This is a genomic window from Nostoc sp. S13, assembly GCF_029379315.1.
Classification (GTDB): Bacteria; Cyanobacteriota; Cyanobacteriia; order Cyanobacteriales; family Nostocaceae; genus Nostoc.
Genome location: NZ_JAQYWQ010000010.1, coordinates 22142 through 37216, shown reverse-complemented (window position 1 = coordinate 37216; position 15075 = coordinate 22142). Strand labels below are relative to the sequence as shown.

The following is a 15075-nucleotide window of genomic DNA, read 5'->3' as shown; positions in this document are numbered from 1 at the left end:
GAGGCTTTGCCAAGAGCTTATGAAGTTAGAGTTATCTAACTTTCCCTACCTCAATTTTTGCAATTTAAGCATCGTAATACATATCATCAGCCACAAAAAACCGACTCCATAACCTGCAATTATGTCTGTGGGCCAATGGACTCCAAGATATAAGCGGCTGATACCAATAGCAGCAATTAAAATAACTGTCAAACTATAAATAACTTTGGCAAAATGAGGATAGTGAGTTGCCAACTCGTAAGCAATAAAACCATAAAGCACCATAGAACCTAGTGCATGACCACTAGGGAAACTAAAAGATGTTTCAGAAATTAAGCGATGCCACAGTTCAGGACGAGGTTTAGAAAAAAACAACTTTAGCCCTGTATTTAAAATTAACCCTCCCAAGCAAGCAATTACAAAAACTTTCGCTTCTTCTCGGTAACGTTGCCACCAAAGTAACAAGACAGTAACGCCTGCAACTATAACTACTGTACTAGGATTACCAAGATTTGTAATCAACAGCATTAAATTATCTAAATTTGGATTGGCAAACTGATGCAGCCATAACAAAAAATTAGTATCAAATGCAAAAGCTTCTCGCTCCAAAACCTCTTCAGCCAGTTTTGCTAAAACAAAAAGGATGAGCAGAGAACTAGCCAGTCCAACAATACCAATTGTGGCAATTAAGGAAGCTAAACGAGGATGTATATAACGCAACCAGAAATTAGAAACTTGTCGTAGCATACTTTAATTTCGTGATTAAAAATTCCGGCTTGAGCGCCATAAGATTAGGGTTTAGGGACTTCCAGAAAATAAATTATCCAATTTACTCAGATAATATTTTTCTTTCTCTCCCTGCGCCCTGCCCTGCCCCCCTGCCTACACAGCGATAGCATATTTTTTTAGTTGGAAGTCCCTTAGCGTAAAGTTCATGTAATTTGAAGGCACATTAGCTTTATTCGTGAGAATTATACTGAGAAATAAAATGCAGTTGAGCAAAACGCAACAGAAATTTATTGCCTGGTTTCAGGAAACTTTATGAGGAGGAATTTTTTGACCAAAATTTTTACCCACCTTGAAAGGGCTACTCTTAACTCCTGACTTTTTGATAAAGAGTATTGCGTTGTTGATAAGGTCTTCCTAAAGAAGCGATCGCAGCTTGCAAGGTTTCCACTTCCATACACGTACCACCCAAAGCACCTGCCATTGTAGTAATATGCTCCTCCATTAATGTGCCGCCGATATCGTTGCAACCCCAAACTAAGGCTTCAGTTGCACCAGCAAGCCCCAATTTTACCCAACTCTGCTGATGGTTGGGAATCCAATTACCTAAGTAAATCCGCGCCACAGCCCCTAGCAGCAGTGCATCACTCAAAATTGGTTGATCGCGTCCGACACGACGACGTAGGGATTTGGGCGCCTCTTGTCCAACGAAGGGTAATAAAATAAACTCTGTGATCTTTGCTGGATATCCCTGATTGATGGCGGTTTTTTGGAGCGATCGCAATTTTTCTAAATGCTTGATTTGCTGTTCGTGGGTTTCAATATGCCCAGATAACATCGTGCTAGTGGTATGCAAACCTAATTTGTGAGCGGTGCTGACAATTTCTAGCCAAGTGGCTGTGTCAATCTTCTCTGGACACAGTATTCGCCTAACTTCATCCTCTAACACTTCAGCTGCTGTTCCCGGCATTGAGCCAACACCAGCATCGCGCAAAGCAATAATCACATCAGCATATTCAAGTCCGTCAAGTCTGGCGATAAATTCCACTTCCTGGGGAGAGAAAGCATGTAAATGTATCTGAGGAAATTCCTGTTTGATGGTTTCTACTACTTTGAGATAGTAGAGCAAAGATTTGCCATTTATCTGCGCTTGTGGATTCAATCCCCCCTGCATACAGATTTCCGTCGCACCCCGCCGTACCGCATCTGTTGCTTTTTCCAATATTTGCGCCGAATCTAACCAGTATGCACCCGCATCACCATCATCTCGACGGAATGCACAAAAACTACAGTGCTGCTCACAAATGTTAGTAAAGTTGATATTACGATTAATTATGTATGTAACCGTATCGCCTGCTTGAGTGTGACGGAGTGTGTCGGATGTAGCACGTATTGCGGCGATCGCCTCCGGCTCAGTTTGTTGTAACAACACCACTCCCTCTTCGGGAGATAAGTCATATCCCATCAAGGCACGTTCAAGAATTTTTTCAACAGCAATTTTTGTCAGCATTACTTTGTTAATTTCTCAGTAAATCTTAATTCTATGTATGATCTTGGAAATAATAACTAGCTAGGACTAGCCCTTTCAAGGTCACTGATAAAATCTCTGCTTTCCTGTCTGGTTTCTCCGTGCCTCTGCGGTTTAAAAGTTATTTATTGAACCACAGGGGCGCAGATAACACAGAGAAAAGAGGAATTATTATCCAAAAATTTTACCCACCTTGAAAGGGCTATAGTAATCCGCTTTGATTATTGAACTGACTTGCGTGGGCTGGGAGTAGGGAATAGGGAGTGGGGAGTAGGGAATAAGCCTTTTCGATTAGTACTTAATTTGTTCAAAAATCAAATAGGAGTCCTATAGTCCTGTTATAAATGCACATCTTTGGATTAGCGGGAATCTTAGTAAAGCTCTGATCAGCTAAAAATCTTTTAATTTGCATCCTCAAAAAAATGAATCTCTTGTGGGGTAGGCATCTTGCCCGCCCTAGTTGTGCAAATTAAATGCGCGACAGCTTATTACTAATTTACGCTTGCTGGTGGTGTTAATAAATTAGCCAAAAAGGTAAGGGTAACTCTCCCACCGTCCGTGAGTAGCAAGCGACACGACTACTCACACTTAGGACATAAGATTGTAATGCCTCTGTCATTTAGATAGGTTTTACTAAACCTTACGTCAGTGTTAATATAGGTAATCTTCATGAATGAAAACAAAATAGCTGGCTCAGTACGCTAGTACGGCTCATACAGAGTCTTATTCATCTGTTTTCAGTGATTTCCTGCTGACTGCTCCCTGTAGAAGTCAGAATACCTGCCGAATCAATCATTAATATCGTTTTATCTACGAGGTACAAAATGACAGTTCAATCTTCTAGTTCGATTCAGCAACAAGTCGCCGGTCGCGTACTATCAGTGCCTGTACAATCAGCGCTCTATGTCGCACTGTGTTCTTTGACTCTGTGGACAATTTATTTCACTACATACCCCGCTATCCATGACACGACTCATACTCTGCGTCACCACACACTGATGGTGAGTTGCCATTAGTTGATTGAGTCAATGATTAGCAGGAGCAAAGAAATCAAATGACTTTACTTAAGTGGTCTAAGCTGATCGGTGCGATTTGCATGATCGGAATTATCCTGTATGCTTCGATCGGACTTGGACAATCCCCTCAACCATCGGTGCGGCTAACAACGAATCCACCGATTAATCAGGTTCAACCCCTTGAGGCTGAAGCCACCACAGTTTTGGGATCAGGGCACTACAATCCGCCAGTGCAGCTGATGCTGCAAGCCGTAGATGCTCAAGGGCAATCTTTAAAGGATGCCAAAATCCACCTGCAATTGTTCACCCCTCCTAAAAACCCCTGGTTCACAACAGATTTTCCGATCGTCGAGGGGACAAAGTTGCTGGACATTGAGGGCAATGCACCAACAGGTCTGTTGCAGGTTCAACAAACCCTGCCAATCCGGGGAACGTATCAACTCCAGGTAGCAGTTACTCCGCTCGTTGCCAACGCATTTCAGCCGATTCAGCAAAAGCTGACACTGACGCTGCCTGAAAATTCCTTAAAGTTCCGCTACTTTGGCATCCTGGTTGTGATTTTGCTGGCAGTTGGGCTACTAGGAGGTTGGGTGATTGGGGGCAGACAAGCGATTCAACCGGGAGAAATTGCCCCGCAACAGGTACGATTGTTGTTGAGTGGATTGATTATAGTAGCGATCGCTGCACTCCTCTGGGTCAATATCAGCGCTGAACTTGCCGAATCGCACCATATGTCGATGCCAGGTATGGGAGAAGAACTTCCGCCCTCTGGTAAGCCCGCTAAATTGCAGTCTCAAGGACTTTATATGCAACTATCGGGTGATCAGAGTGCAACGGTGGGTCAACCTGCCAGATTGCAGGTTAGCGTCAGTGATCCCAAAACCAGCCAACCTGTGACAGATGTAGTATTGAAGGTAACAACCACACAACTCGAAAATAATTGGGTGGCGTTTGCTTATGAAGGTACTCCAGATAGCAACGGAAAATTGGTGTGGGAGCAGGAATTCTTTGACGGTGCCCCCCATAGCGTTGTTGTCGACGTTGCGCCGCAAGCAAACGTAACCCGGCAATTTCAGCCATTTCAAGTTGCAGAGAATATTCCAGTCGAAGGTGTCGCTCCGCCGATGCATGTCCGGTTGATTTCGCTGACCTACTTCACTGGAGTTGTGGTAATTGGTTTGCTGCTGGGACTATGGCTGCGACAACGGCAGACTCCGCCTACTGGGTTGACCGTCCCTTCGCTCCAATTAAAAATCAAAAATTAAAAAAGGATACAAGCCCCTCTCTTACAAAGTCTGAGCGGAGGAAACCTCCGCTCAGACTTTGCGCTAAATTCATTTATGGAAAAGAAGGAAAAATGTATTTTGAGACGCGCAGCGCGAATCTGCTGCCTCTTGTAGAGAGAAATACGGCATCCTTACTTCAAAGCAAATAAATTTATTTATGGGAATGTTAATTTTTAATTCTTAATTTTTAATTCCCCGTTCGCGTAGCGTCCCGTAGGGAAGGGGCTGACCAGACAGGCTGATTGCCTAAAATCCATGTCGGATACCATTGAGTGTTCGATATGGATTTTTATAGACACAGTATTAGAAATTGAACCCTGCAATTCATCTATGAATCATCAACACATTATATTCATCTGCACTAGCTGTGGAAGTAGTCATTAGACAAAAGAGTATGTTGCTAAAAGCGGCGGTGAATTGTTGCTAGAGAAATTACAAACCCTATATCATAACTGGGTGTTGCAAGACGATTTCTCGATTCGACCCGTTGAATGCATGGGTGTTTGTGACCAAGCTTGTGCAATTGCTTTCGTCTGTGTTAACAAACACACTTACTTATTCGGCGATCTGCCTGCTGATGCTGAATGTGTAGAGAACACAGCAACTGCCGTACTTGACTGTGCTAGTCAGTATCACACCAAACCGGATGGTTTGCTCCCCTACGCCAAGCGCCCGGAACTGCTCAGAGCCGGAGCGATCGCACGGATTCCACCGATGCCGCCCTGTCAATAGACATTTTACTAACTTATGTAAGTACTTTTTGCTTTCATGAGTAATGGGGTTCATTACCATTTAGAAAAATATGAGGACATTGAATTCTTTGGAGTTAGCTTTAAATAAAGCACTTCAAAACTTAACTTCTTTATACTTTCTATTTAAGTAAAAATACTATTTAAAGGAGAAAATTCCCTAGAGTTTTGCAAGACAGCTAATCACAGTAAAATCCCACAACCAAGAACGAAAAAGGAATACCTACTCCCTATTTTCAAGACAGATTATAGCTCGACCTGAATCTAATAACTTCAGTAGCAGTTTTCAAGCACTATTAAAATTATTGACAATAATTATTAATTCCTCTAATATTTAAAAGTAATTGAAAATCTTTTGCAATTCTTTTTTGACGCTAACCGTAACTAAATGTCATGCCCAACAACTTCGCTCTAGGTAACGGAAAACCTTGGGGCCGTCGTGAATTATTGAAGCTGGGACTAGCAGGTGCTGGAGTGATTGGTGCAGCTGGACTTTGGCAGATGCTAAATCTACAAAGTAAGTCAATCGTCAAAGTGCCACCACTCGATATGGAAGTACCAGACGACGGTACTAACCCGATGAAGATGTTAAGGGATTTTGATTATGGGACGGTAAAGCAAGAAAATGGGCGGACTATCCGGGAATTTCAGTTAACTGCCGGTACTTCCATAATAAAACTCAATAGCGCTGTCTCTTACAACATCTGGGATTTAAACGGTCGCATACCAGGGCCAACGCTACGGGCAAAACAGGGCGATCGCATCCGAGTGCTTTTTCTCAACAAAGCAGGACATTCTCACTCTTTGCATTTTCATGGCGTTCATCCGGCGGAAATGGATGGTGTTCGCCCAATCAGCAACGGCAAAGCCACAATTTATGAATTTGATGCTGAACCCTATGGTGTTCACTTATACCACTGCCATATTGAACCAGTCACCCGTCACATCGCCAAGGGGCTGTACGGAATGTTTATCATCGATCCACCTAATCCCCGTCCCCCGGCTGATGAGATTGTACTAGTGATGGCTGGATATGACGTGAATGATGATGGACATAATGATTATTATGCCTTCAACGGTTCGCCCCATCATTACATGCATCATCCGATTCCTATTTACAAAGATCAGTTGATTCGGCTATATGTCCTCAACATCATTGAATACGATCCGGCAGTGACGTTTCATCTCCACGCCAACTTCTTTGATGTCTATCGCTATGGCATGAGTATGACTCCTAGCGAGAAAACTGATGTGATTACGATGGGTGTAGCAGAAAGGCACATTTTGGAATTTGCTTTTCGCTACCCAGGTAAGTATATGTTCCATCCCCATCAGGATGCGATCGCAGAAAATGGTTGCATGGGTCAATTTGAAGTACTTGCCCAGAGCAACTCTCAAAATCCTGTTAAACATTCCTGACAATATTATTAGTAATTTGTAATTAATTCATTAAAGTTTAGCTAACTAGTTGATAAAGAATCTCATTATATGCGACAGTAAAATCTATGACAATCTGTCAAACAAACTACTTTCTAATAATAGTTTGAAATGTTTCAATTAATACCTTTTTTAGTTATGCGAGGAGCAAAGATGATAAAACTTCGTTATATCTGTTTAACAGCAGCAGCAGCCTTAATAGTTACCTTGAGTTCCTGTAGCAGTACACCAACCGCAGAAAATCCATCAGCACCAGTTACTAGCCCTCAAGCTACAGAGGCAGTAAGTGAAAACAGTCATAGTGGTCACAGTGGCAAAGAAAAAATTAACATTAACAGTGCAATATTGTCAGAACTAGATAAGTTTGAAGCCAAACTAGGTGTTCCGGCTTTATCGAACAAAATCCAGGCAAATCGTCCCTATGGCAGCCCAGAAGATTTAGTTACTAAAAAAGTAATTACTCAACAGCAGTTTGACCAAATAAAAGACCAGGTTAGTGTTCAAGAAGTGGTACTCACGGGTGAAGCCAAAGATGTTGACTATATGTCTAAATTAGGCTTAATGAAAGGACATCTTTTGGTAGCACAAGAACTGCTGGATCAGAATCAGCCGAAACAGGCAGAACCTCATATTGGACATCCAGTTGAGGAGATTTACGTTGACGTAGAAGAACAATTGAATGAGCGCAAAGTCAAAGAATTTAAGACAACTTTGGTGAGTTTGCAAGATTTAGTGAAATCTAATCCGAAGGATAGCAAAGTTAAAACCAATTTTACTTCTTCAGTGCAAGCAGTTGACGGAGCGATCGCAGCTTTGCCAGAAGCTGAACGCTCAAAACCGGGATTTGTGCTCCAGGTAATTAACGAATTGTTAGATTCAGCTAACTCCGAATATGGCGCTGCGATTGCAGATGGTAAAATAACCGCGCCAATTGAGTATCAAGACTCCCGTGGTTTTGTCGTTTACGCCAATGAATTATACAAAGGAATTTCTAGTCAAGTAGCTCAAGCAGATCCCGAAGCACACAAAGCGATCGACACTAGTTTCGCTGAACTCATAAAAGTTTGGCCCGCCGCCACCCCACCAGCGAAAGCAGTGAAAACTGCTAATGAAGTTACCAAGCTGGTGAAAACCATTGAGGAAAACTCTCAAAAAGTGGTTGACAAATCCAATACTCAAGCATAACGATAACATTTTGATTTAATGGGAAGCAGAGGGTAAGGAGTTTAAAATGAGGAAATAGTTAGGAGTTAAGAGTTATGAATTAGGAGTTATGAGTTAAGAATCTCGATCTGCTAACTCCGAACTTCCAACTCCGAACTTCTAACTCCTAACTCATTACACTCCATTCGTTACTTGAACTAACAACTAATGCAAGAACTTGACCAGAAAAAGACCATTGACCTGCTGAACGCCATCATGGAATTTGAACTAGCAGGGGTAGTGCGCTATACACATTATTCTTTGATGGTGACTGGTCCTAATCGCATTCCAATCGTGGCTTTTTTCAAAGCACAGGCAAGTGAGTCTTTACTTCATGCCGAACAAGTGGGAGAAATTCTCACTGGTTTAGATGGGCATCCCTCACTGAAAATTGCCCCAATGGAAGAAACTTACCAGCATAAAGTCAAGGATATCTTAGCAGAAAGCTTATCCCATGAAAAAAAGGCATTGGATCTGTATAAAGATCTGCTCGAAACTGTCACCAATGCCAGCATTTATCTGGAAGAATTTGCTCGCGGTATGATTGGGCAAGAAGAGATGCATAATCTCGAGCTCAAAAAGATGCTACGCGATTTTGGTTAAGAGGCTATTTATAAAGTAAATATTAAGTAGGGTGTGTTACGGCTATGCAAGGATTTGGGAGTTCGAGAGAGTGAGAAGTAGCCGTAACGCACCATGTTTCTCGGTGCGTTAAGCGTTGCTATAACGCACCCGACAATTTAAGGTTTACTTTATAAATCATCTCTAATAGTGATTAGTCCTTAGTCATTAGACATAGAAGTGAAAAAGAATGTAGAGACGCGAAATTTCGCGTCTCTACAAGGGTTCTGGATACCGCATATTTAATTTCCCCAAATGTCTATTAGTTATTGGCTAAGGACTAATGACAAAAGACAAAAGACAAAGGACAAAAGATGAATTTTAGTACTGCTCTACCTACTTTTGTAATAACACTCCGAGAAGGAGTGGAAGCTGCCCTTGTTGTTGGCATTGTGCTAGCTTTGCTAAAAAAAGCTAAACAATCCCGACTCAACTCTTGGGTATATGCTGGTGTCGGCGTTGGCATTGTCGTCAGTGCCTTAATAGGAGTGCTATTCAGTTGGGTAATTCAAGTACTGGGAGCGGCGAATCCTCAATACACTTCCGTAGTTGAGCCAGGGCTAGAAGGTGTGTTTAGTGTGTTAGCGATCGCCATGCTCAGTTGGATGCTAATCTGGATGACTAAACAAGCCAGATTCATGAAAGCTACAGTTGAAGGAGCGGTAACAGAAGCGTTGACACAAAACTCAAATGCTGGTTGGGGCGTTTTTACTTTAATTTTAATTGCCGTTGTCCGCGAAGGCTTTGAAACTGTTCTGTTCGTTGCTGCTAATTTTCAACAGGGATTAATGCCAGCGTTGGGTGCTATTGCTGGTTTGGTAGGAGCATCTGCCATTGGGGTGCTGCTATTTAAATGGGGTGTCAAAATTGACATTCGCCAGTTTTTCCAGGTAATGGGCGTTTTATTAGTGTTGATTGTGGCTGGATTGGTAGTTTCAGCCTTGAAACATTTTGACGACGCTGTGGCTAACCTTGCCCTTAGCAGTCGTGCCACAGAAAACCTTTGTTTCTATTACGAACGCTTTACTAAAGTCCACTCCTGTATTTTGGGGCCAATGGTTTCAAATACTTCCACAATTTTGCCTGACGAACAGTTTCCTGGCATTATCCTCAAATCTTTATTTGGTTACAGAGACAATCTCTATCTTGTCCAAGCAGTGGGATATGTGACATTTTTACTCACTATTGGAGGACTGTATTTCCGCAGCCTTGGGGGTGCTTCTCCTAAAGGTAAAAAAAATATTCCCTTTGCTCAAAAACCAATTAGTTCTACAAAGGATTAAAAGCAGAGTTAATTTTATATTTTTGCCTCGTTAAGAGTCTCCCTTGTTCCCAGTCTATTACTAGGAATAGCTTTAGCGATCGCTTATCATCCAGCACTGGTTTGAAGATTGATACCATTTCTTTGTGAGGCTGCGCTAAACCCTTTTAACTTCTTTCTTTCTTTGTGACGGCAGTCGCTACAACTCTTGGAACCCCCCTTCGGGTTCACCAGTCGCCTACGGCGGGAAACCCGCCTACAGCGCTGGATTCACCGCAACGCGCTGCCTCTTTTTTGCGTCCTTCTCCCAAGGGGAGACGCTAACGCTTACAGCCCTAACTTTGGCTACGCTGATGTCGAGCCAGAAGTAGCTGCCTTAGTTAAAGCCGCAGTTGATATTTTTGCCAAACTTGATGCTGTTGTTGAAGAAGTCGATCCTGGTTTTGCAAATCCCCGCAGTATTTTCCAAACCTTGTGGCAAGCTGGTGCAGCCAAGTTACTGCGTGGCTTTAGTCCAGAACAACAAGCTGTCATTGAAGAAGGCTTGCTCTTAATTGCCAAAGAAGGTGATGGCATCACACTAGCAGAATATCTCAGCGCCTAACGCTCTTTTATGTCTCTGGTGAGAGAAAAATGCTGTGATTTGCTGAGATTCTTGAAATTCCTTGAAGGCTGTGAATAATACAGGCGCTACTATGTCGGAAATATTGGCAAGTAATCAAATATATGTGTGAAAAAACCAAGGCATGGCATAGATTAGAGGTAACATGATTAAGCCACAAAATCATGTTGAATGTGAATAAAAAAACTACTAAAAAAGCCTTAAACCCTAGCTGGGGAGGGTATAGAGAAAAATCTGGCAGAAAATCTACATGGAATCATAAACAAACGAGTACAATCCGTATACCAAAAGCTTTTGAGCAAGAATTAATGAGGTATGCACGATATTTAGACATCAGTCTAGATTCGCTTTCATTTATCTGTTGTATATATCTTTTTTCTGACTTTCCATCACTAAATTTCCGCTCAAACTCTTGCCACACACCATACTTAGCCTCTTGATCTGGCAAGCTAAACTCTCGATGATTACTTCTTATCGCTAATAAATAATGTTTTTCGTACTTGGATAACACAGCAATAAATGTTGGACTTTCTCCATAAAGACTATCCGCTAAAACCAAATCAAAATTAAATCCAATTTTGAGCAATGCCTCAATTATTTCGACTGCCAATTGAGGTTTAGTTTTATAGACTCCTCCTACTTCGAGTCTTTTTCGTGGTTTATATATTAAAAATATTAAAGGGAAAGTCAAGTCTCCTAATACTCCATAAGCATTAACTGAGACAATTCCATTATCAACTTTCCCCAAGTTCCCAATATATTGTCTCGCAACGTAATCTGTATGCTTCCCTTTCTTTTTATCTCCAGTTTCATCAATTACTAACTTAAATGAACGTCCCTCTAACATTAAGAGAGTCAGTTCTAAACGTCTCTCTCGTAAAGCAACTACTGACCAAGGTGAATTCGTAAGGAAGTTTTGCAGTGGTTGTGCATCATGTAAACCTACTGCTTTCGCTATTTCTGGTAAAGATTTACGCTTTATATCAGATAACATCCCAGCATGAAGATGTTTAAAATTCTCAAATGTCCTCAATAAGTGGAAACAAATCTCTATAGGCATCGCAGTACTGATCTACCACGGTGATCGTGGAGGTAGCCGTTCTTGAACCCAATTAAATACCCTTGCTAAGTTAAACTGTTAGTAATTAATTATACTCTCATGAGAGTAATAAAAGAGCGCTAAGATGCTCGTGAAGCATTGGGACGACAAATGCAACGCTTTCATGAAAACTATGATTTACTGATTACTCCTACCTTACCTAAGTAGGTGGGCGCTAAAAAATACAACTAAATTAAGAAATCTAAATCGCTTAAAAGCTTATATTTAAAGCGTTTTTGATGCTTTACATAAGTTTATGTAGTTTCCTTTAATTGTGCCTACCTACTTACAGTCGCTTTTCCAGTTGGACAAAACAGACCCCAATCATCTATCGAGAATCCGCAACGCGATTGGGTGCCTTTTACCTATCCTTTTAATCTCACACAACAACCTGCTGCGTCTGTACCTTGTGGCTTCACTACAAATGGTTTGCCTGTAGGAATGCAAATTGTTGCTGCGAAATATAGAGATTTACTGGTATTGCAAGCAGCTAAAGCTTACGAAAGCGTTTCTCCTTTTATCATGCCATTGGAATTGAATACAAATGTTTTCAAGTAATTCAGGACTTACGCAAAATATCTCTCAAACTCTGATTTCTCGGTGTCCTCTGCGCCTAGAGCGGTTAGCTATTCCGTAACTTGTGCGTAAGTCCTATAATTAACGTAAGTTCGACCAGTGCTGTGTTGACTTTTATCATTACCATGAAATGCGATCGCCCTTGGCGTTGGCGTACCCCTACGAGAAAGCAAGCTACGCCCAGCATCTGGTAGAGAAGCGATCACTATTGTCATCACCTCCGATAAATGCATCCTTGATTGACTGCGACGTTCTCCCATTATTGAGCTAAGTACCCTGTGGTGCAAACAGCGCTTGCTTAAGCTGCTGACAAGCCTTTTCAATTGCATCTATACTACCTGGATTCACCAGACCATAATAATCAAACACATAGACTCGGTTATTTTTAGTTGCTTGCAGTTGCTGCCAAAAAGCTTCCTTTTTCAGCGAATCTAAAAGCGCTACTTCCGAATTCCCTTGCGGGGGATTAACCAAAATTATTACCTCTGGATTTGCTTCTAAAACTTTCTCAGCCGAAAGCGTCACATAGCCAGCAATTGGACTTTTTCCTTGTAAATCTGCTGCTATATTTTTCGTCTGGAATTTCGCTAGCAAATCCCCTGCCCAACTATTTTTATTCGGCGCTAAAATTGGTTGACGACTAACCAACGCTAGAGTAGAAAAACCCTGAGTTGGTTTTTCTGGTAAGAAAGTTTTATAACGATTTAATAAAGGCTGAGGATCAGCGTCAATTGATTTAGCAAGTGTTTTAGTAAGTTCTTCTAAAGACTCCCAGTTATTCACCTTAGTGAGAAAGGTCGGAATTCCTAGCTGCTGAAGTTTTTGAATTGGGATGTTAGAAAAACCTTCTGCACCAATAACTAAATCAGGTTTGAGTGCCACCACTTTTTCTAAATTTGGCGGACTTTGACCTTCACTAACACGGGGAATATTCTGGAATCTGGAATCATTCTTAAATAATCTGCTACCAGTGATTCCGACAATTTTTGTTTGATCGAGTCGAAAGATAATGTCAGCAGAAAGAGAAGAAAGAGCAACAACTCTTTTTGCTGATCCTTTTGGTAATTGCTGAGAATTTGTATTTGTTGTCTCAGTAGGGTTTGTGACTTTTATTTGTGGCTGCTGAGTGGTTGCAGTCGTGCAAGCAGCTAAAACTATACTGATCAAAAGTGCTAAAGCAGATAAGAGCCAACGACGATGCATATTAAAATTCCTTCTGGGGTAAAAATGGCAGCAGACTAAACTTGCTTTGTATTCAGCTGTTTTATACTGCCCTGTATGCGTTTATGTCTTGATAAAAAATGCGGCAACACAAATAGGTCTTTGGCAGTCTTAAAAAAATAGGTTTTAAAACCCTTACTACTTAACTATATAATTCGATACACATTGCCCACAATTATCTGAATTGGAGTCGATGATTAATGTGTCCATCTACTGGTAGGTATGTCTAACCATCCCTTGAACGTTGCAAGAGTAACATTATTTTGGCGGTGCCTATTCGCTGTTGTTTTCACTAGTAGTTCCTTGCTCCCCAACTTTGAGAGCGAAGCAGCAAGGGCGCAAGGAACTGAGTATTGTCAGTTATCATCAACGGCGGTGCAAGAAAAAGAAAACTTACGTTTATCAGCCCTCAAAGGCAATCAAGATGCTGAAACGCGTTACCAAAATATGGTAGAAAAACAGGGAGAGGAATTACAGGAATGCCGCACTCGGACTTGGCCGCAAATCCAAGCCATTTGGTTACGCTTGTATCCCTGTGACATTCGGCCAGGAACAATTGATCAGATTATGGATCGGATTGTTAACCGTGGCTATAACCAAGTTTATTTGGAAGTATTTTACGACGGACAGGTATTATTGCCAGCAAAAGCTAACCCGACGGTTTGGCCTGCTGTGATTCGCACTCCAGGAGCAGAAAACACCGATATACTTGCCACAGCAATTAAAAAAGGTCGGCAACGCGGTTTGAAGGTCTACGCGTGGATGTTTACCATAAATTTCGGCTATACTTACGCCCAGCGCCGAAATCGAGAAGATGCGATCGCTCGTAATGGCAAAGGTCAAACGAGCCTATATGTTGTAGATAATGGCTCTCAAGTATTTATCGACCCCTACAACTTGCAAGCAAAACGCGACTACTACCAATTAGTTAAAGAAATTTTGCGCCGTCGCCCAGATGGCTTGCTATTTGATTACGTGCGTTATCCGCGACAAGCAGGAAGTGATTCTATCGCCACCAAAGTTTCAGATTTATGGCTATTTAGTCCTGCAACCCAAGAAGCTTTATTCAAACGGGCACAGAATTACAAAGGGCTGGACTTAATTCGCCGCTTTTTGAGTAAGGGATACATCACTGGCACAGATATAACCGAAATCGATAAACTTTATCCCCAGGAAGGAGAACCCCTCTGGCAAGGACGTATTCTTCCACCAGCGCCAAAGTCAATCCTGCCTGCAATCGACAGACAACCACTTTTGCAATGGGAGTTGTGGCAGCTTGCCGTTGCCCACGCTATGCAAGGAATTCTAGATTTTGTTACCATAGGCAGTTATCCAGCAAAGCAGCAAAATATTCCCACAGGAGTGGTGTTTTTCCCTGAGGGCAATCAAACTGTAGGACAAGGGTATGATTCCCGTTTGCAACCTTGGGATCGGTTTCCCACTACATTAGAGTGGCATCCGATGTTATATGCGACTTGCGGTGATGTCAGTTGTATTGTGGCGCAAGTGCAACGGGTTTTGAGTATGGCAAAACCGGGTACGCAGATAATCCCGGCTTTAGCTGGTCAGTGGGGAAAACCCATCACTAATCGTCCATCCCTAGAAGCGCAAATGCAGGCACTTCGCCAATTTGCCCCCCAACTGAAGGGAGTTAGCCATTTTGCCTATTCTTGGCAATATCCTGAGAGTGATAGCGATCGCAAATTCTGTCGGGTTAAGTAGACTGATTACAGAAGTACTGAAAGGGATCG

13 protein-coding genes and 2 pseudogenes are annotated in these 15075 nt (G+C 42.0%); 10 read left to right on the top strand and 5 right to left on the bottom strand.

All coding sequences use genetic code 11. The features are described from left to right. Positions 1–45 precede the first annotated feature (45 nt). Both PUQ00_RS05565 and cofH read right to left on the bottom strand, forming a co-directional pair. Positions 46–726: a phosphatase PAP2 family protein gene (locus PUQ00_RS05565; protein ID WP_300413959.1), complete on the bottom strand. Its 681-nt coding sequence runs from the start codon at positions 724–726 to the stop codon at positions 46–48. Positions 727–1072: 346 nt separating this feature from the next. Beyond that, complete coding sequence (gene cofH / locus PUQ00_RS05560) at positions 1073–2215, bottom strand: 7,8-didemethyl-8-hydroxy-5-deazariboflavin synthase subunit CofH (protein WP_300413958.1); 1143 nt, start codon at positions 2213–2215, stop codon at positions 1073–1075. Between the two features lie 842 nt (positions 2216–3057). Here cofH and PUQ00_RS05555 point away from each other — a divergent pair. The 8 genes and pseudogenes from PUQ00_RS05555 to PUQ00_RS05520 all read left to right on the top strand — a co-directional run bounded on the left by PUQ00_RS05555 (position 3058) and on the right by PUQ00_RS05520 (position 10410). Further along, the gene (locus tag PUQ00_RS05555) at positions 3058–3249 is read left to right on the top strand and encodes a CbtB-domain containing protein (RefSeq protein ID WP_300413956.1); all 192 of its coding nucleotides are present in this window, start codon (positions 3058–3060) and stop codon (positions 3247–3249) included. Between the two features lie 38 nt (positions 3250–3287). Then, positions 3288–4514 (top strand): hypothetical protein, encoded by a 1227-nt coding sequence (locus tag PUQ00_RS05550; RefSeq protein WP_300413954.1) that lies wholly within the window; start codon positions 3288–3290, stop codon positions 4512–4514. Between the two features lie 423 nt (positions 4515–4937). Next, positions 4938–5267 (top strand): annotated as a pseudogene (locus PUQ00_RS05545) (DUF1636 domain-containing protein); the annotation flags it as partial. 410 nt (positions 5268–5677) lie between these two features. Then, positions 5678–6703, top strand: a complete 1026-nt coding sequence (locus PUQ00_RS05540; protein ID WP_300413952.1) for a multicopper oxidase domain-containing protein — start codon at positions 5678–5680, stop codon at positions 6701–6703. Positions 6704–6874: 171 nt separating this feature from the next. Next, the gene (locus PUQ00_RS05535; RefSeq protein ID WP_300413950.1) at positions 6875–7906 is read left to right on the top strand and encodes a helix-hairpin-helix domain-containing protein; all 1032 of its coding nucleotides are present in this window, start codon (positions 6875–6877) and stop codon (positions 7904–7906) included. Between the two features lie 186 nt (positions 7907–8092). Next, positions 8093–8527 carry a ferritin-like domain-containing protein gene (locus PUQ00_RS05530; RefSeq protein ID WP_104906910.1) on the top strand — a complete coding sequence of 145 codons (435 nt, stop codon included), beginning with the start codon at positions 8093–8095 and terminating at the stop codon, positions 8525–8527. Between the two features lie 332 nt (positions 8528–8859). Beyond that, the gene (locus PUQ00_RS05525) at positions 8860–9828 is read left to right on the top strand and encodes an FTR1 family protein (RefSeq protein ID WP_300413947.1); all 969 of its coding nucleotides are present in this window, start codon (positions 8860–8862) and stop codon (positions 9826–9828) included. Between the two features lie 186 nt (positions 9829–10014). Beyond that, positions 10015–10410: a hypothetical protein gene (locus tag PUQ00_RS05520; RefSeq protein ID WP_300413944.1), complete on the top strand. Its 396-nt coding sequence runs from the start codon at positions 10015–10017 to the stop codon at positions 10408–10410. Positions 10411–10684: 274 nt separating this feature from the next. Here the strand turns inward: PUQ00_RS05520 and PUQ00_RS05515 are convergent, their stop codons facing one another. Further along, positions 10685–11488: an IS701 family transposase gene (locus PUQ00_RS05515; protein ID WP_300413938.1), complete on the bottom strand. Its 804-nt coding sequence runs from the start codon at positions 11486–11488 to the stop codon at positions 10685–10687. Between the two features lie 345 nt (positions 11489–11833). Here PUQ00_RS05515 and PUQ00_RS05510 point away from each other — a divergent pair. After that, positions 11834–12085: pseudogene (locus tag PUQ00_RS05510) on the top strand (amidase family protein); the annotation flags it as partial. Positions 12086–12153: 68 nt separating this feature from the next. On the opposite strand, the gene PUQ00_RS05505 reads toward PUQ00_RS05510, so the two are convergent. Then, positions 12154–12318 (bottom strand): hypothetical protein, encoded by a 165-nt coding sequence (locus PUQ00_RS05505; protein ID WP_300413935.1) that lies wholly within the window; start codon positions 12316–12318, stop codon positions 12154–12156. A 52-nt stretch (positions 12319–12370) separates the two neighbouring features. After that, complete coding sequence (locus PUQ00_RS05500) at positions 12371–13306, bottom strand: ABC transporter substrate-binding protein (protein ID WP_300413933.1); 936 nt, start codon at positions 13304–13306, stop codon at positions 12371–12373. Between the two features lie 240 nt (positions 13307–13546). On the opposite strand from PUQ00_RS05500, the gene PUQ00_RS05495 reads away from it, so the two are divergent. After that, positions 13547–15046 carry a family 10 glycosylhydrolase gene (locus tag PUQ00_RS05495; RefSeq protein ID WP_300413931.1) on the top strand — a complete coding sequence of 500 codons (1500 nt, stop codon included), beginning with the start codon at positions 13547–13549 and terminating at the stop codon, positions 15044–15046. The last annotated feature ends 29 nt before the right edge of the window (positions 15047–15075 follow it).